This is a genomic window from Bradyrhizobium sp. GW821-FHT13H06, from assembly GCF_058803975.1.
Genome location: NZ_JBXAPN010000001.1, coordinates 994,149 through 1,011,563, shown reverse-complemented (window position 1 = coordinate 1,011,563; position 17,415 = coordinate 994,149). Strand labels below are relative to the sequence as shown.

The following is a 17,415-nucleotide window of genomic DNA, read 5'->3' as shown; positions in this document are numbered from 1 at the left end:
GTTAGGGACGACGGGCGAAAGGACTCATTGTGGACTGGCTCTGGCAGATCTTCGATCCCGCTACGATCGGGGCATTCTTCACCCAGTTCCGCAACGAGATGGCCGAACCGACCTTCTGGATTGCGGTCGGCAAGATCATCTGGATCAACATCCTGCTCTCCGGCGACAACGCGCTGGTGATCGCGCTCGCCTGCCGCGGGCTCTCGCCGCGCCACCGGCTCTGGGGCATGATCTTCGGCGCCGGCGCAGCGGTGATGCTGCGGATCATCTTCACCGGCATCGTCGCCACGCTGATGGGGCTGCCGTACCTCAAGCTCATCGGCGGTCTGGCGCTGATCGTGATCGCGGCCAAGCTGCTGGTACCGGAAAACGATGACGAGGACGACGTCGAATCAGCCTCGCATCTGTGGCACGCCATCCAGATCGTCGTGGTCGCCGACATCGTTATGAGTCTCGACAACGTCATTGCGGTCGCTGCCGCTGCCAATGGCAGCGTGCCGCTCCTGATCCTCGGCCTCGCCATCAGCGTGCCGTTGATCGTCGCCGGTGCCGCGCTGATCATGGCGCTGCTCGCAAAGCTGCCGGTCCTGGTCTGGGCTGGCGCTGCGCTGCTCGGCTGGGTCGCGGGCGAGGTGATCGCGACCGACCCGGGCGTCGCGCCGAGGCTGCACACGCTGCTCGACGGCCCGCTGGGCACCTCGCTGGACAGCATGCTCGGCGCGCTGCGCATCCCGCCGCAGTTCGGACATGGCGGGGCAGGCGGCGAATATCTCTGTGCCGTGCTCGGCGTCGTGGTCGTGCTGGTGGTCGGCTACATCTGGCGCCGACGCAGCCTGACCCAGGCAGCGCTCGAATCCTCCGAGCGCCACGCCAAGGCCTCCGCGGAGTGATTGAGACGGCAGCCGGTGCCTGCGCCGAGCCGGTTGCGATCCAGGGGTGCTGCGCGGCCACCAACCCGGCGCTTCTCCCCATATTTAGATATTGTCTTATTCTAAACTACTGAAAATAAAGGCCCTTTCGTTGACTCGGTGAGGGTTCCCACATCACGTCGCTCCGGTATTCATCAAACCGGAAGCTGTCACGAGATGCCGTCGAAAGTCATTTGCCGTTCCATTGCTGTTCGGGCGCCTACCGTCAAAGCGTCTCCGAGGTTCTCCAGCCCTGCGGCATTCGCTGCCTCCCTGGTCTCCATCGCCTTGTTCGCCGACGGCCTCGTGCACGGCACCAACGCGCAAAGCGCCGGGACGGGGGCGGAGCAGTCGACTTTGCCAGCCGTGACCGTCACCGCAGATGCGCCGAAGCCGCGCGCACGCCCGCGCTCCAATCCAGGCCGCAGGGCGGGCCGTGGCGCGCCCGCGAACGATCGGGCCAAGTTGCAGGCAGAAGCGACCCCCGCGGCTGCGAGGCCCGGTGCACTGCCGCCGACCTATGCAGGCGGGCAGGTGGCCCGCGGCGGACAGGTCGGCTTGCTCGGCAACAAGGATTTCATGGATACGCCGTTCAACGTCACGAGCTACACGGCGAAGAAGATCGAAGATCAACAGGCCGTCACCGTCGCCGACGTCATCAGCAACGATCCTTCGGTCCGTTTCACGGGGCAGACCGGCGGCATCCTCGACTCCTTCTTCATCCGCGGCTTTCCGATCGGCGAGGGGAATGTCGGAGAGATTGCCTTCAACGGCGTCTATGGCGTTGCGCCGAACTACCGTGTGTTCACCGACTACGTCGAGCGCATCGAGATCATCAAGGGCCCGACTGCGCTGCTTTACGGCATGGCGCCAAACAGCAGCGTCGGCGGCACCATCAATATCGTTCCGAAGCGCGCAGGGGACGTCGACCTCACGCGGGTCACGACCGACTATGCGACGAGCACCCAGCTCGGCACCCATGTCGACGTGAGCCGACGGTTCGGCGAGAACCGCGAATTCGGCATTCGGGTCAATGGCAGCTATCACAACGGCGATACGCCGCTGGACAACCAGAGCCGGGAGGCGCATGTCGGCTCCGCGGCGTTCGACTATCGCGGCGAGAAATTCAGAGCCTCGCTCGACTTCATCGATCAGGAAGAAAAGTTCGACGCGCCCACGAGGCCGTTTCTCGTCGCAACGGGCGTCGCCGTCCCGACGGCGCCGGTCGGGCGGCGCAATGTCACGCAGTCCTGGGAATGGGCCAAGGTTCACGACAACTCGCTGCTGGCGCGCGCCGAATACGATGTCACTGAGAGCGTGACGGTGTTCGCTGATGCCGGCGGTGGCAGGACCCAGGTCGATCGTCTGTTCGGCACGCCGACGATCCTGAACGCGGCCGGTGACACCACGTCGACACCAGGGCGCTTCAAGTTCGACATCGACAGGAACGTGGCCGACGCCGGCGTGCGCGCCCGGTTCGAAACCGCCGCGATCAGCCATGCCGTAAGCTTCCAGGGGAGCTATTACATTGACGAGGTTTCGCGCGGCTCGGTGAACGGCACGCCAGTGCTGTCCAACATCTATGCGCCGATCGCTCGTCCCCAGCAGCTCGTTCCGGCTCCCGCGGCCGTGCCGAAGCTGTCGGACACCGAGCTGACCGGTCTTGCGCTGGCCGACACCATGTCGGTTTTCCAGGAGCGCCTTCAGCTGACCCTCGGCGTCAGGCAACAGGGCGTCAAGTCGAACAACTACAACACCACCACGGGAGCCGTGACCTCCGCCTACGATCAGACGGCGTACACGCCCATGGTCGGCGTCGTCGTCAAGCCCTGGAGCAACGTTTCGCTCTACGCCAATTACATCGAGGGTCTCAGCAAAGGCGACATCGCACCGACGACGGCGAGCAATCAAGGCGAGGTCCTGGCGCCCTATTTCAGCAAGCAGAAGGAAGTAGGCGTCAAGGTCGATCTCGGCATGCTCGCCACCACGATCAGCCTGTTCGAGATCACCAAACCCTCGGGACAGCTGGGCCTCGACAAGGTCTACCGGGCGGATGCCGAACAGCGCAATCGTGGCGTGGAATTCACCGTGTTCGGAGAAGTGCAGCCGGGAATTCGCGTGCTCGGCGGCGTGACGTTGATCGACGCGGAGCTGACAAAGACGAGCACGCTAGCCAATCTCGGCAAGACGCCGATCGGCGTGCCCCAGGTGCAGGCCAATCTGTCCACCGAATGGGATACCCCGTTCGCGCCAGGACTGACGCTGGTCGCAAATGCCATCTATACCGGGCATCAGTATCTGGATGCGGCAAACGTGCAGGTCGTTCCGGCCTGGACCAGGCTCGATCTCGGCGCGCGCTACAGCACGCGCATCAACAATCGGCCCGTCACGCTACGGGCCCTGGTTCAGAACGTGTTCGACACCAATTACTGGGCCGGAGTCGCAAGCTACTCGGCACTGGCGCAAGGGGCGCCGCGAACCCTGCTCTTGTCGATGTCGACGGATTTTTGAGGTGGTCTCAATCGATCGTGCCGAACTCCGTCACGGGCATCGTCCAGTAGACGAGCTTGGTTCCGGCCAATGAAACCCGCAGCCGGTCGAGCAGGCTGACGGCATCTTTCCCCGCCAGGATCATCTGCACGGCGGTCTGATCGGCGTGGCCCTTCACGCGCTCGGCGGCCGTCTGCAATCGGACTTCGGCGCCGTGACCGGCTCCGTGCGATGCCGTGAATCCCGAAACGAGGTCGGTCTGTTCGATGAGATAGTCGAACACCTCGTCGCGGAGCCGATGCGGTACGATCAGCGTGAGGCAGACCGGTCCATCGGTCATTTCGCCACCTTCGACGTTCCGCCGTAGCGGCGATACAGGATCGGCAGGAGAATCAGGGTGAGCAGGGTGGAGGACAGCAGCCCTCCGATCACGACGATGGCGAGCGGTCGCTGCACTTCGGACCCTGGCCCGGACGCGAATAGCAGCGGGATCAACCCGAGCGCCGTGATGCTCGCGGTCATCAGCACCGGCCGAAGCCTGCGCATGGCACCTTCGACGACGATACGATCCTCGCTCAGGCCATGGGCCCGGAGTTGGTTGAAGTAGGACACCAGAACGACTCCATTGAGGACGGCGATGCCGAGCAGCGCGATGAATCCGACCGAGGCCGGCACCGACAGATACTCGCCCGTCACGACCAGTGCGAAGACGCCCCCGATCAGAGCAAAGGGAATGTTGACCAGCACCAGCAAGGCCTGCCGGATGGCACCGAATGTGGTGAAGAGCAGCAGGAAAATGAGGCCGATCGCGACCGGGACCACGATGGACAGGCGTGCGGCGGCGCGTTGCTGGTTCTCGAACTGCCCGCCCCAGGTCAGCCGGTAGCCGCTCGGGAGCGGAAGTTCGGTCGCAACCTTCTGGCGGGCCGCTTCGACGAATCCGACCATGTCGCGGCCGCGGACGTTGGCGCGAACGACGCTCATGCGCGCGCCGTCCTCGCGGTCGATCTTCACCGGCCCGTCCACGCGCTGGATTCGCGCCACCTGCGACAGCGCGACATGCTGTCCGGAAGCGAGCGTCAGCGGCAGGCTCGCCAGCAGCGTCGGCGCCTCCCTGGTCGTCTCGCTGCCGCGGACGAGAATGGGGGTGCGGCGGCCCTCCTCGAGCGCCGTTCCGATCGTTCGGCCCTCGATCTGGGTACGGAGCGAGTTCACGATGGAATCCACGGTCAGGCCGAGGCGGCCGGCCTCCATGCGATTGACCGCGACCGTGTAGTATTGAGCGCCTTCGTTCAGCGTGGTGTAGACGTCCTCGGCGCCGTCGATGCTGGACAGGATCGCCGACAGCTTGGCCGCGGCTTCGTTCAGCCTGGCGATGTCGGGGCCGAAGATCTTCACGGCGACGTCGCCACGCACGCCGCTGATCATCTCCTGCACGCGCATGTCGATGGGTTGGGTGAAGCTGAGCGAGATGCCCGGAAAGCCGGACAGGACCTCGCGGAGCTTCTGCAGCAAGGCCTCGCGATTATCGGTCTGCCTCTCGGCCGCGGGCTTGAGCACGAGGAACGTGTCGGTCTGGTTGGGCCCCATGGGATCGAGGCCGAGCTCGTCCGACCCGGTCCGCGCGACGATGCCGGCAATATCAGGCACGGCCAGAAGTGCCTTCTGGAGCCTCGCATTCATGGCAAGCGACTCGTCGAGATTGACGGAAGGCAACGTCTCCACGCTGACGATGACATCGCCTTCGTCCATCGTCGGCATGAAGGTCTTGCCGAGCTTGGTATAGGCGAATCCCGCGGCGACCAGGCCGATCAGCGCCGCGGCCATCACCTTGCGCTCGTTCTTCAGGGCCCAGTCCAACGCAGGCGCGTAGACCCATTGCGCCGCACGGACCAGCATGGGATCGCGATGCGACCCGGACTTGAGCACATAGGAGGTCATGACCGGGATCACGGTGAGCGCCAGTAGCAGTGAACCGGTGAGCGCGAAGATGATGGCGAGCGCGACAGGGATGAACAGCTTCCCCTCCAATCCCTGCAGCGTCAGCAGGGGTATGAACACGATGATGATGATGAGGACGCCCGAGGCCACCGGCTCCAGGACTTCGCAAACCGAACGGTACACCAGGTGGATCAGCGGAGCAGCTTTGCCCGCTTCGTGCTTGCCGAGGTTGCCGACGATGTTCTCGACCACGACGACCAGCGCGTCGATCAACATGCCGATCGCGATCGCAAGTCCGCCGAGGCTCATCAGGTTGGCCGACATCCCGACCACGCGCATGACGATCAATGCGAAGACGATGGCGAGCGGCAGGCTGAGAGCGATCACCAGCGAGGCCCGCCAGTTGCCGAGGAAAAGCAGCAGGAGAACGATGACGAGGGCGGTGGCCTCGCCGAGCGCCCGCACCACGGTGCCGACCGCGCGGTTGACCAGGTGGCTGCGGTCATAGAACACGTTGATCGAGACGCTTTTCGGCAGCGAGGGTTGCAGCTCCGCGAGCCGGGCGCGCACGTCGCGGACGAGCTGACCGGCGTTGGCGCCGCGCAAGCCGAGGACGAGCCCTTCGACCGTCTCGCCGTTGCCGTCCGACGTGACTGCGCCATAGCGGGTCAGCGTCCCGACTTTGACGCTCGCCACGTCGTTGACCATGATGGGCACGCCCTCGCGGGTGTCAACGACGATCGCCTTGATGTCTTCGACCGACCGGATGCTTCCCTCGATCCGGACCAAGGCGCTGTCCTCGCCCTGGTTCACTCGTCCGGCACCGTCGTTGCGACTATTGGCTTCGATGGCCCGGCGAAACAGGTCGTAGGAGATGCCGCGCGCGGCGAGCGCATCGTTACGCGGCACGATCTCGAAGGCGCGGACGTAACCGCCGAGCGCATTGACGTCCGCAACGCCGGGGACCGTTCGCAGCGCGGGACGGATCACCCAATCCAGCAAGGTTCGGCGTTCGGCGAGCGAGAGCTCGGGACTGTCGATCGTGAACATGAACATCTCGCCGAGGGGGCTCGTGATCGGCGCAAGACCTCCGGTCACCCCGTCGGGGAAATCACGCGCGATGTTCGACAACCGCTCCGATACCTGGTTGCGCGCCCAGTAGATGTCGGTGCCGTCCTCGAAATCGACGGTGATGTCGGCCAGTGCATATTTCGTGGTCGAACGAAGGACCTTCTTGTGCGGCAATCCGAGCAGTTCGAGTTCGACGGGGACCGTGATGCGCTGCTCGACCTCTTCTGGCGTCAGGCCCGGCGCCTTCATGATGATCTTCACCTGAACCGGAGAGACATCGGGAAACGCGTCGATCGGCAGGCCGGGCAGGAGGACGGCGCCGGCGCCCACCAGCAGCAGCACACTCAGCAGAACGAACAATCGCTGCGAAAGCGCGAACGCAACCAGGCGCTGGAGCATCTATTGCCCCAGGCCCGAGAGAATGCCGCGAAGCGCCGAGATGCCGCCGATCGCGATCTCGTCCTGCTCCGTGATGGGACCGGACACCACGACATGGTCCTGGTCGTCCGCAACAAGCTTGACGGGCACCAGCCGGAAGCCACCGGCTATGGCGACGAACACCGAGGTCCGTTCACCCCGCCGCACCAGCCCATGATAGGGAATCTCCCACGCGCTTTCGCCGGCGGAGAGAAAGCCGATGCGGGCAGCGGCGGTCTGACCGGGATGCAGCTCTCCGTCGTTGGGGAATTCCGCGCGAACCAGGATGGTCTGGGTGGCAGGGTCGATGGTCTCGGAGACCAGCACGACCTTGCCGGGGGTGGAATAGCCCTCGATTTCGACTTTCGCGCCGGCGCGGATCGCGCGAATATTGGCTGCAGGAACCGCGATTTCCGCCCATAGCGGCGAGAGCCGCGCCAACTTGACGAGCGGCGCGGATTGTTCGAGCCGCTGCCCCGGCGACACTGCGACCTCGACGACGGATGCGGTTTGCGGCGCATTGACCGTGAGCGTCGCGCTGATCGCCGCTTGCTGGGCGAGCCGAGAAATGGCTTCGTCGGACATCCCGCTCAGATGCAGCATCTGACGCCGCTCTGCGACCACGAGAGCGGCCTGGCGCGCTTCGGCCTGGCTGGCCTCCAGCACGCGCTGCGGCACGGCCTTGCCCTCGAACAGATCGGCATTCCGCTTCAGCTGCTGGCTGGCGAGATGCTCCTGGGCGATCGCGTGCAGGTAGTCGCGCTGCTGGGAGACGAAACTTGGACTCTCCAGCGTGACGAGCGGTTGGCCGGCCGAGGCGTGGTCACCGCGCCCGACGAGGAGACTGGCGACCATGCCGGCCACCGGCGCACTGACGACCCATATTTGCTGTGTGGGGATCACGATCTTGACGGGATAGGGCAGCGTCAGATCGGTCCGGATCGCGACCGGGTGGGTCACGCGCACTCCGAGATTGCGCGCCTGCGCATCGCTCAGCTTCAGCTCATCCTCCGCCATCGCCATGGAAGGAAACAAGCTCAATGCAATCGCTACGAGCATACCAGCGAGCGCGCCCCGAGAAGAGGCGGGAACGAGAGTTTCGTGACGGACTCGCATGAGGAATATCCCACGCTCACCGGCGAGCGAAGTGCTGTTCGATTGGACGTTTGGCTTACTCCACCACCGCGTTGGTGAGTTGATCTGCCTCAAGCGGCTCAAGCGAGACAGCCAACTGGGAAGGCTGCCCGCCGTCCATTGAGCGTTTCGGTTGATGTCGCTCAATTCCCTCGCAGCTGCAGAAGCTAGGCTGTGGTCGCACCGTTTGCAGAGGCGGCCGTGAGACCAACCAACCTTGCTTCGATCCTGGCGACCGGCTTTGCTGTGCTGGTCGGCCTCTTGCAACCAGCGCTCTCCCATAGCGGAACGATACGGGACCCCTGGAGCTCTGCGCACATCGAAATGCTGCCGCCCGACATCCGTGCAGACGTGCGGAAATGGGACACGGCGTGCGGCGGCCCAATCGCTGCCGCCCAGCGCTTTGCTCTTTATCTGACCGTGCCCGGAGCTCAATTCCTGGCTCTTCATTTCGACGATTTCCATTGCCGTAACAGGGCTGTACATTGCGGGCCTGCAGGTTGCCTGCACGAGGTGTATGTCTTGAAAAGCGGACGTTATAGGCGTGTGCTGGCCGTCCACGCTTACGACGTCCGGCTGTCTTCTTCCCGCGATCAGGCCTTCCTTGAAGTTCTGGACGCGAGCGGCAAGGGCCGTACGCTGCGGTGGAACGGGAGCCGATTCGTCGAGAGATAGCGAGAACCTGTCGTGTCGGCTCCCCGGCCCCGGTCACGATGGACGCTTCCTTCCCGTGATCATCGCCTTCACCAGATTCTCGCTGTGCTCGAAGCTCGCCAACAGGACGCCAAGCACATGGACGACGACGAGGCCGATCGTGAGGTTGGCGAACGCCTCATGCATCTCCTCGACCCATTTTGCGCCCCAGAAGGTGCCGGTCGTCATCATGTAACCGGTGGAGCAGGTGACGATCAGCGTGATGATCAGCGCTACGACCATCGTGCCGCCGGCTGGATTGTGGCCGAGATAACGCGGCGCCCTGAGCAACGCCACGTCGCGCATGTAGGCGAGCACCGCGCGCGGCGAGCGCACGAAATCGCTGAAGCGCGCATTGCGCGGCCCCACGAAGCCCCACGCGATCCGTAGCGCAAGCAATCCGGCAATCGTGTATCCGGCGGCGATATGGACGTTCTCGATCTCGTCACCCGTGGCATACGCGAGCAGAAACAGCCCGGCCAGCGACCAATGGAACACGCGCACGAAGGGGTCCCAGACCTTGACCGATGTCGGTGGCGTCTCGCCGCCGGCCTCGATCCCGTCGTTGATGGCGCTCATGGTGGCGCCCTCTACAGCTGGCCGACGATCTGGCCATTGGTCGGATCGACGAACAGTTCGACCCGGCTGCCGGACTTGTCGATCGTATAGAGTTCGCCGCAGGCGTTCTTGAGCTTGGCCTTCTGAACCTTGTAGCCTTGGGCTTCGACCTTGGCCTGCAGTTCTTCGAGCGGCAGCCAACGGGTCGCCGGGGCTGCCGTGCAGGGGCGCCCGAGGCTGCCGGCATGAGCGGTCGCGGCCGCGAGCAGGGCGCCGGCAGCAGCAGTGAAGATGGTGATCTTGCGCATGGTTCTCTCCGGTATGTATGGCCCGGCCACATCATGCGGCAAGGCAATGCGTGGACATTGGCAGAAGCGCCCTGACCGCCGCCTGTTGATCCACGTCAGCAATCTGTCAGGTCGATTGCGGCATACTTCGTGGATGCAGCCATCTCGCTTTCTGGAATTCCTCGCGGTGCCATTGCTGGTGGGAGTTCTGCTCCCGTCGGTGCCTGCGGCCTCAAGCGACCACGATAGGGGTGCGCCCGACGCGGTGCGCCGCGCGGTCGAGGCGGGCGAGATCAAGTCACTCGCCGACATCCTCGCATCCGTCCGTGGCAAATTGCCGGGCGAGGTTGCCGGCGTCGAAATAGAGCGTGAGCGCGGCCGCTGGATCTATGAGTTTCGCCTCGTCGACGACAAGGGTCGCCTCTACGAAGCGTATGTGGACGCGCGCAGCGGCGAGATTGAACGCATCAAGGAGAGATGATGCGGCTGCTGCTTGTGGAGGATGACCGACGGATCGCGGCCGACGTGGAGAAGGCGCTGCGCGCGGCCGGCTATATCGTCGAAACCGTTCGCAACGGCGAGGAAGCCTGGTTCCGCGGTGACACCGAAGACTACGGCGCCGTCGTTCTGGATCTCGGCTTGCCCGGCATGGACGGTCTGGCGGTCCTCAAGCGCTGGCGCGCCAACGGAAGGTCGATGCCGGTGCTGATCCTGACGGCGCGGGGCAGCTGGGCCGAGCGCGTCGATGGGATCGACGCGGGCGCCGACGACTACCTGCCCAAGCCGTTTCGGATGGAGGAGTTGCTGGCGCGGCTGCGCTCGATCGTGCGCCGCTCGGCGGGGCATGCCTCGCCACGGATTGTCGCTGGCGATGTCGAGCTCGACGAGCGTCAGATGAAGGTGACGTTGCGCGGCGTACCCGTCGCGTTGTCGCCGTTGGAATACCGCCTGATCGCCTTTCTCCTGCACCACCGCGGCCGCGTGGTATCGCAGCAAGAACTCGACGAGAACGTCTATGGCCACGGCGAGGACCACGAGTCGAACGCGCTCGAGGTGCTGGTCGGCCGGGTGCGCAGGAAGCTCGGTGCCGACCTGATCGAGACCAGGCGCGGCTTCGGCTATCTGGTACCGGAGATGCCGCCATGAGCTGGGGCTCGCTGCGGCTGCGACTGGTCGCCGGGGGACTTGTAGCTATCCTGATCGCGCTGACGATTGCCGGCGCGGGGCTGACGCTGCTGTTCGAACGCCACGTCACGCGCACCATCGGCGATGACCTCGACATCTATCTGAAGCAACTCGTCGCGGGTATCGACGCCGATGCGCAGGGCAAGCTGGTGGTGGGCCGGCCGCCGGCCGATCCGCGTTTTGCCGATCCACTCTCAGGCTTGTACTGGCAGGTATCGGACGACGGTGGTCAGGTGCTGCGTTCGCGTTCGCTGTGGGACACGGCGCTGGATCTGCCGCAGGACGAGCCGTCGCCGAGCGAACTGCACCGTCATGTCGTCCCCGGGCCTGCGAACGCACGGCTCCTGGTCAGTGAACGCCGCGTGCTGCTCACCGTCGGCGACCGCCGTACGCCGGTGCGCGTCGTTGTGGCGGCCGATCTCGCTCGGGTGTCAGCCGCCGGCTCGCAATTCGCCATGGAGCTGACGCTGGCGCTCGGCCTGCTGGGGCTGGTGCTGGCGGCGGCCACCTCGATCCAGGTCGGGCTGGGCTTACGTCCGCTCGACGCACTTCGCCGCGGCGTCGCGGAGGTCCGCTCCGGGCAGCGCAAGCATCTGCCCGCCGATGTCCCAGCCGAGGTGACGCCTCTGGTGGAAGAGGTAAACAGCCTGATCGACGCACAGGAACGCGAGATCGAGCGTTCGCGCAGCCGTGCCGCTGACCTGGCGCACGGGCTGAAGACGCCGCTCGCCGCACTCGCAGCCGATGTCGCGCTGTTGCGCCAGCGAGGTGAGCAGGACGTCGCCCAGGCAATCGAAGCCGTCGGCGACACGATGAGCCGTCACGTCGACCGCGAGCTGGCACGCGCCCGGGCGCGGGGGACGGCACGACAGCGCGGCGGAATTTCCACGCCCCTCAGACCGCTCGTCGAGTCCCTGGTGCTTACGCTGGCGCGCACGCCCACTGCGCAGCGGCTCGAATTCAAGATCTGCATAACGGGCGAGCCGAGCGTGCCGCTCGATCGCGCCGATCTGGCCGAAGTGCTCGGCAATCTCCTGGAAAATGCCGCCCGTCACGCCAAGAGCAAGGTGCGCATTGGCGCCGGTGCCACTGCGAATCCGGCGATCTCGGTCGAGGACGACGGGCCGGGAATCGCGTCCGCTGAACGCGCCCGCGTGCTCGAACGCGGTGTAAGGCTCGATGAGCGCGGCGAAGGCGCCGGCCTCGGCCTCGCGATCGTTCAGGACGTGCTCAGTGCCTATGGATGGCAGCTTGTTCTCGCCGATTCCGAACTCGGGGGACTGAAAGCCATCGTCGCGCCGCAGGACAACCAACGCCTCGTTGCGTGACCAGCCTGCTCGTTGTGCGTCCCGACGAACCTCGGGCAGCGTTGCGCTGTTTCTGTTCGTCAGCGCCTCACGATCGAGCCGGCACGGCCGATCAGGCGGGCGAGCTGGCGGAAGCGGCTGCCGACCCGGTCGGCGACGAGGTCGCCGAGCCGGTGCTCGAACACCAGCATCAATTTGCGGCCCTCGCTGCGGAAATGCGTGGCGGGCAGGACGCCCGGACGCGCCGCCGAGATCAGGTGCGCGACGCGGAATGCGGCGCCCAGCAGGCGCGCGCGTTCGAGCTGGGCCGGCGTCAGCAGCTCCTGCATCGTGGTCGGCGGCTGGTTTTCCTCGCTCAGGCCGGCATAGCGATAGAACACGGACAGGCCGACGAAGGCGCGCTCGGTGTGGGTGATCGCGCCGAAATTGGCGTTGACGACGAGGCTGAGCGTCTGCTCGCCGCGATGGTCGGGATGCACGCGCCAGCCGATGTCGGACAGCAGGCACGCGGTGTGGCGCAGGCGGCGGTCCTCTTCGGTCTCTCGCAGCTTCACGACGCGCACGAGGCGGTCGGTCCAGGCGATCAGCTCGCGGGCGTGTTTCGCCGAGCGTGACAGCAACTGGTTCAGCTCCTCGGCCGCGCAGATCAGCCCGTCCTTGTTGCGTTCGGTCTCCGGCAGCTTCTCGTGCAGGAGGCCTTCGCGCACACCGAAGGTCGAGAACACGATGTTCTTCGGCTTTGCAACGCGGATGACGTGCTCGAGCACCAGCGCCGCATAGGTGAGGAGCGGCCGCCGCGCATCGGCGACGATCTCGATGTCGGCGAGCATGTCGGCGGCAGCGAGGCGCCGGAGACGGCGGGAGAAGTCGAGCGCCTCGGCGGCCGAAATCGAATAGCCGTGCATCACCTGGAGCGGATAGCCGCTCTGGATGATGTGGATGCGCGCGAGCGCGCGCCAGGTGCCGCCGACGGCGTAGAAAGTGCGACCGCGGCCCGCGGTGAGCTGCGGCAACTCATCGAGCTCCTCGCGCACGATGCGATCGGCACGCTTGAGCGATTTGTGCGCGAGGTCCTGGAGCGCGAGACCGCCGAGCGGCAGCGTCACGCCGCTGCGAACGCTGTTCCTGCGAACGTCGATCAGCTCGAGCGAGCCGCCGCCGAGGTCGCCGACGATGCCGTCGGGAAGGTGGATGCCGGAGATCACGCCGAGCGCCGACAGCCGAGCCTCGCGCGGACCTGACAGGATCTCGATCTTCACCGCGCAGATGCGCTCGGCCTTGGCGATGAAGTCGGGGCCGTTGGAGGCGTCGCGGCAGGCCGCGGTCGCAATCGCGAACACGCGCCCGACCTGCATCACGCGGCACAATGCGCGGAAGCGCTTGAGCGAGGTCAGCGCCTTGTCGACGGCATCGGGCGCGAGCAGACCCGTGCTCTGCACCTCGCGCCCGAGGCCGCACAGGGTCTTCTCGTTGAAGATCGGGATGAGGCTCCGCGTCAGTCCCTCGTAGACGACGAGACGGACCGAGTTGGAGCCGATGTCGATAACCGCGACGCTCGAGCCGCGCTTGCGCGGCCGCTTCACGTCGCAGATCCCCGATCAGGATTGATGACGTTCGTTCCGGCGCGTGAGACGACGCGGCGAGGATTCCTTGAGCGACTTTCCACGGCCAGACAGACTCGGATTTGTCATGAAGTAGTTGTGGACGTTGAAAGGCTCCTCGCCTTTCGCGGTCTTCATACGCGTTGACGACCCGTCCGGCAACAACTGCCAGCTCTGCTCATTGTCCTTCAGATTGGCGACCATGATCTGTTCGAGAACCTGCTGATGCACCGTTGGATTTTGCAGCGGGCATAGCACCTCGACGCGGCGGTCGAGGTTGCGCGGCATCATGTCGGCGGACGAGATATACACAGCCGCTTTCGCGCTCGGCAGGCCCTGGCCCATGCCGAAGCAGTAGATTCGGCCGTGTTCCAGGAAGCGCCCGATGATCGACTTGACGCGGATGTTCTCCGACAGGCCGGGGATGCCGGGCCTGAGGCAACAGATGCCGCGCACCACGAGCTCGACCTGGACGCCGGCCTGGGAGGCCTCGTAGAGCGCGTCGATGATGTCGGGGTCGACCAGCGCGTTCATCTTCATCCAGACCGCGCCGGTCCAGCCGTGCCGCGCATGCGCGGTCTCGCCTTGAATGTGCTCGATGATGCGCTTGCGCAGCGTCAGCGGCGACACCGCCATCTTCTCGAGGTCGCTGGGCGCGGCATAGCCGGTGATGAAATTGAACACGCGCGCGGCATCGCGGCCGATGGTCGGATCGGAGGTAAAGTAGGAGAGGTCGGTGTAGATGCGCGCGGTGACCGGATGATAGTTGCCGGTGCCGGTATGGACGTAAGTCGTGAGGCTGCCGCCCTCGCGGCGCACCACCATCGAGAGCTTTGCGTGCGTCTTCAATTCGAGGAAGCCGTAGACGACCTGCACGCCGGCGCGTTCGAGATCGCGCGCCCAGCGGATGTTGGCTTCTTCGTCGAACCGCGCCTTCAGCTCGATCAAGGCCGTGACCGATTTGCCGGCTTCGGCCGCTTCCGCGAGCGCACGCACGATCGGCGAGTTGTTGGAGGTGCGGTAGAGCGTCTGCTTGATCGCGACGACATCAGGGTCGCGCGCGGCCTGCTGGAGGAACTGCACCACCACGTCGAAGGATTCGTAGGGGTGATGGACGACGAGGTCCTTCTGCCGGATCGCGGCGAAGATGTCGCCGCCATGCTCGCGCACGCGCTCGGGGTGGCGCGGCACGTAAGGGGTGAATTCGAGGTCAGGCCGGTCGAGCCGCGTGAGCTGGGAGAGCTCGTTCATCGCGAGCACGCCGTCGACCAGGAACACCTCGTCGTCGGCCGCCGACAGCGCATGCTGCACGAAGCTGCGCAGCTCCTCCGGCATCTTGGCGTCGATCTCGAGCCGGATCACCGACCCGCGCCGGCGGCGCTTCAACGCTGTCTCGAACAGGCGGACGAGGTCCTCCGCCTCTTCCTCGATTTCAAGCTCGGAGTCGCGGATGATCCGGAAGGAGCCCTGGCCGTGCAGATTGTAGCCGGGGAACAGGCGGTTGATGAACAGGGCGGTCGCCTGCTCCAGCGAGATCAGGCGCACCGTGCCCTCGGCGGGCAGGCGGATGAAGCGGTCGATCTTGCCGGGCATGCGGATCAGCGCGTTCATCTGCTTGCCGTCGGCGGCGCGCGTGAGCTGGAGCGCGATGGTGAAGCCGAGGCTCGGAATGAACGGGAAGGGGTGGGCCGGATCGATCGCGAGCGGCGTCAGCAGCGGGAAGACGTTGTTGAGGAAATAGTCCTCGATCCAGGTCCGTTCCGACTTGGAGACGTCCTTGCCGTCGACCAGCACGATGCCGACCTCGGCCAGCGCGCTGCGCAGGTCGCGCCAGATCGCCTGCTGGTCCGAGGCGAGCTGGGAGACGGTGCGGTTGATCAGCGCGAGCTGCTCCGACGGCGTCAGGCCGTCCGGGCTGCGCTCGGCAATGCCCTCGCGCACCTGGGCCTTGATGCCGGCGACGCGGACCATGAAGAACTCGTCGAGGTTATTCGCCGAGATCGACAGGAACCGCACCCGCTCCAGCACGGGGTGGCTGGGATTGACCGATTCCTCCAGGACGCGGCGGTTGAAATGCAGCCAGGACAGCTCGCGGTTGATGAACCGTTCGGGACTGGATGCGATCGCCGGAAGGCCCTCGGCCTCCGGAATTTTTTCTTTAATTTCAATGGCTTGCGCAGAGTCCATCAGAAGTCGGTCCATCCTGTCTCGCCTCACTTTGCGACTTATGCGCAAAACCCCGGGGAGCATGTGTTACAGCGATGACGTTTCGATGACATTGATGTTCCGCCGTTCCGCCGCGTCAAGCCGTTGCGGAAGGCGTCGGGGCCCATGGGCCCGATCAGGGGTCCCGGAGCAGTTCGGCGGCGAGCGCCCGGGTCACCGGGCGGCCGAGCCGCAGGGCTTCGCTGTCGAGCAGCTCCACGGCCTGCCGGGCCGCGGCCGAGGATCGCTCCAGGCGGGTGGCGAGATAGCCGACTACGCTCTCGTCCACGGTGAGCTGGCGGTCGGCGCAGAATTTGACGATGAGGCCGCGAAAGAGCTGGTCGTCGGGGGGCAGCAGCGCGACCACTGGAACGGCCCGCAGACGCGAGCGCAGGTCGCGAAGCTCGATCTCCAGCGCGGCCGGCACCTCGCGTCCGGTGAGGAGGACATAGGCGCCGTCCTCGCGGGCGAGGTTCATCAGGTGAAAGAGGGCGCGCTCGTCAAAATCCTTGGCCTTGAGATCCTCGACCACCAGCGCGCCGGTGGCGAGCGCGCCCGGAACGCCTGCCGCGGTCAGCGCATTGGCCGTGGTCGAGCGGGCGCCGGCTTCCTCGGCCCAGATCGCGGCGAGATGGCTCTTGCCGCTTCCTTCGGGGCCGGCCAGCCACATGATCCGGTTCGGCCATTCCGGCCAGCTGTCGATCAGGCCGAGACCGGCCGCATTGGCGGGGCCTTCGAGGAAGTTGTCCCGGCTGAGGCTCTCCGCATGCGGAAGCGCGAACGCCAATTGTCGGGGATGGACGCGGCCTGCCACGCTTGCTTTGCTCCATGCCGGCGCGCCGGCCCGTTTGAAGAGGTTCGACTTGATCGTGCGGGACTTGATCTTGCGAGACTTGGCCTTTTGCGGGGCCGCATCCCGGCTCATTTGGCCTCGATCGTGCTCATGTGCCGCAGCCACTCGACGAGATAGAGCGACACGGAGGAGAGCGTGAAGATCGTGACGAGACCCATCAGGATGATATCATAAGGTGCCGGCTTGAAGCCGAAGGCAAGCGCCGCCAGCACCAGCGCCGCGAACGCCACCTGTGCCACGGTGTTGAGCTTGGACACCATCGATGGCTTCATTTCGACCGGCCGGTCGAACAGCCAGGATACGATCACGGCGGCGACGATCATGATGTCGCGCGAGACCACCAGGATCACGATCCAGCGCGGGATCGCGCCCCAGATGCCGAGCGCCATGTAGATCGAGACCAGCAGTGCCTTGTCCGCGAGCGGATCGAGCAAGGCGCCGAGCTCGCTCGTCATGTTGAAGCGCTTGGCCAAAAAGCCGTCCACGGCATCGCTGATGCCGGCGATCAGGAAGGCGGCGAACGCCACCTCCATTTGGCTCGACACGATGGCCCAGACGATGATCGGGACCAGCATGATGCGGCCCAGGGTAATGATGTTCGGAATACTCACGAAAGCGCTTCCCGGCACCCGGTCTGACCTCGAATCCGGCCCCCGCGGGAGGCTGAACCGGTTGATATCTACATAGTATAGGCAGGAGCGCCATGCGAGCCATTGCGTGTCCCCGGAATTCGACGTAACCAGCCGCAAACCCACTGGAAATCGG

Annotated in this window: 15 protein-coding genes; 6 read left to right on the top strand and 9 right to left on the bottom strand. The window is 65.3% G+C overall.

Going from position 1 to position 17,415, the window contains the following annotated elements; translation table 11 throughout:
- The first annotated feature begins 29 nt into the window (after positions 1–29).
- Entirely contained in the window at positions 30–890 is an 861-nt protein-coding gene (locus AC1RQP_RS04855) for a TerC family protein (protein ID WP_239623263.1), read from the top strand.
- A 597-nt stretch (positions 891–1,487) separates the two neighbouring features.
- A complete protein-coding gene (locus tag AC1RQP_RS04850; protein ID WP_492936383.1) occupies positions 1,488–3,419 on the top strand; it encodes a TonB-dependent receptor in 1,932 nt (643 codons plus the stop codon).
- Between the two features lie 7 nt (positions 3,420–3,426).
- Here the strand turns inward: AC1RQP_RS04850 and AC1RQP_RS04845 are convergent, their stop codons facing one another.
- The 3 genes from AC1RQP_RS04845 to AC1RQP_RS04835 are packed head-to-tail and all read right to left on the bottom strand — an operon-like array spanning position 3,427 to position 7,886.
- Positions 3,427–3,738, bottom strand: a complete 312-nt coding sequence (locus AC1RQP_RS04845; RefSeq protein WP_239623264.1) for a DUF3240 family protein — start codon at positions 3,736–3,738, stop codon at positions 3,427–3,429.
- Positions 3,735–6,809, bottom strand: a complete 3,075-nt coding sequence (locus tag AC1RQP_RS04840; protein WP_492936091.1) for an efflux RND transporter permease subunit — start codon at positions 6,807–6,809, stop codon at positions 3,735–3,737. Before AC1RQP_RS04840 ends, AC1RQP_RS04845 begins: the two co-directional genes overlap by 4 nt.
- Positions 6,810–7,886 carry an efflux RND transporter periplasmic adaptor subunit gene (locus tag AC1RQP_RS04835; RefSeq protein ID WP_239623266.1) on the bottom strand — a complete coding sequence of 359 codons (1,077 nt, stop codon included), beginning with the start codon at positions 7,884–7,886 and terminating at the stop codon, positions 6,810–6,812.
- Between the two features lie 276 nt (positions 7,887–8,162).
- On the opposite strand from AC1RQP_RS04835, the gene AC1RQP_RS04830 reads away from it, so the two are divergent.
- Positions 8,163–8,636 (top strand): hypothetical protein, encoded by a 474-nt coding sequence (locus AC1RQP_RS04830; RefSeq protein WP_239623267.1) that lies wholly within the window; start codon positions 8,163–8,165, stop codon positions 8,634–8,636.
- 33 nt (positions 8,637–8,669) lie between these two features.
- On the opposite strand, the gene AC1RQP_RS04825 is transcribed toward AC1RQP_RS04830, so the two are convergent.
- Both AC1RQP_RS04825 and AC1RQP_RS04820 read right to left on the bottom strand, forming a co-directional pair.
- On the bottom strand, positions 8,670–9,233 hold the full coding sequence (locus tag AC1RQP_RS04825; protein WP_492936090.1) for a cytochrome b/b6 domain-containing protein: 564 nt from the start codon (positions 9,231–9,233) through the stop codon (positions 8,670–8,672).
- Positions 9,234–9,244: 11 nt separating this feature from the next.
- Positions 9,245–9,520, bottom strand: a complete 276-nt coding sequence (locus AC1RQP_RS04820) for a PepSY domain-containing protein (protein WP_492936089.1) — start codon at positions 9,518–9,520, stop codon at positions 9,245–9,247.
- A gap of 133 nt (positions 9,521–9,653) precedes the next feature.
- On the opposite strand from AC1RQP_RS04820, the gene AC1RQP_RS04815 reads away from it, so the two are divergent.
- From AC1RQP_RS04815 to AC1RQP_RS04805, 3 genes are read left to right on the top strand one after another with little or no spacing between them, the layout of a single operon-like run.
- Positions 9,654–9,980 (top strand): PepSY domain-containing protein, encoded by a 327-nt coding sequence (locus AC1RQP_RS04815; protein ID WP_492936382.1) that lies wholly within the window; start codon positions 9,654–9,656, stop codon positions 9,978–9,980.
- The gene (locus tag AC1RQP_RS04810; protein ID WP_239623270.1) at positions 9,980–10,645 is read left to right on the top strand and encodes a response regulator transcription factor; all 666 of its coding nucleotides are present in this window, start codon (positions 9,980–9,982) and stop codon (positions 10,643–10,645) included. Before AC1RQP_RS04815 ends, AC1RQP_RS04810 begins: the two co-directional genes overlap by 1 nt.
- The gene (locus AC1RQP_RS04805; protein ID WP_492936088.1) at positions 10,642–12,012 is read left to right on the top strand and encodes a sensor histidine kinase; all 1,371 of its coding nucleotides are present in this window, start codon (positions 10,642–10,644) and stop codon (positions 12,010–12,012) included. Before AC1RQP_RS04810 ends, AC1RQP_RS04805 begins: the two co-directional genes overlap by 4 nt.
- A 59-nt stretch (positions 12,013–12,071) precedes the next feature.
- Here the strand turns inward: AC1RQP_RS04805 and ppx are convergent, their stop codons facing one another.
- From ppx to AC1RQP_RS04785, 4 genes are all read right to left on the bottom strand, one after another.
- Complete coding sequence (gene ppx / locus AC1RQP_RS04800; protein ID WP_194387680.1) at positions 12,072–13,574, bottom strand: exopolyphosphatase; 1,503 nt, start codon at positions 13,572–13,574, stop codon at positions 12,072–12,074.
- A 15-nt stretch (positions 13,575–13,589) separates the two neighbouring features.
- Positions 13,590–15,779, bottom strand: a complete 2,190-nt coding sequence (locus tag AC1RQP_RS04795) for an RNA degradosome polyphosphate kinase (protein WP_492936381.1) — start codon at positions 15,777–15,779, stop codon at positions 13,590–13,592.
- A 154-nt stretch (positions 15,780–15,933) separates the two neighbouring features.
- A complete protein-coding gene (locus tag AC1RQP_RS04790) occupies positions 15,934–16,611 on the bottom strand; it encodes a P-loop NTPase family protein (protein ID WP_061876616.1) in 678 nt (225 codons plus the stop codon).
- Positions 16,612–16,718: 107 nt separating this feature from the next.
- Positions 16,719–17,261, bottom strand: coding sequence for a CDP-alcohol phosphatidyltransferase family protein (locus AC1RQP_RS04785; RefSeq protein ID WP_239623273.1), 543 nt, complete (start codon positions 17,259–17,261; stop codon positions 16,719–16,721).
- Between the last annotated feature and the right edge of the window lie 154 nt (positions 17,262–17,415).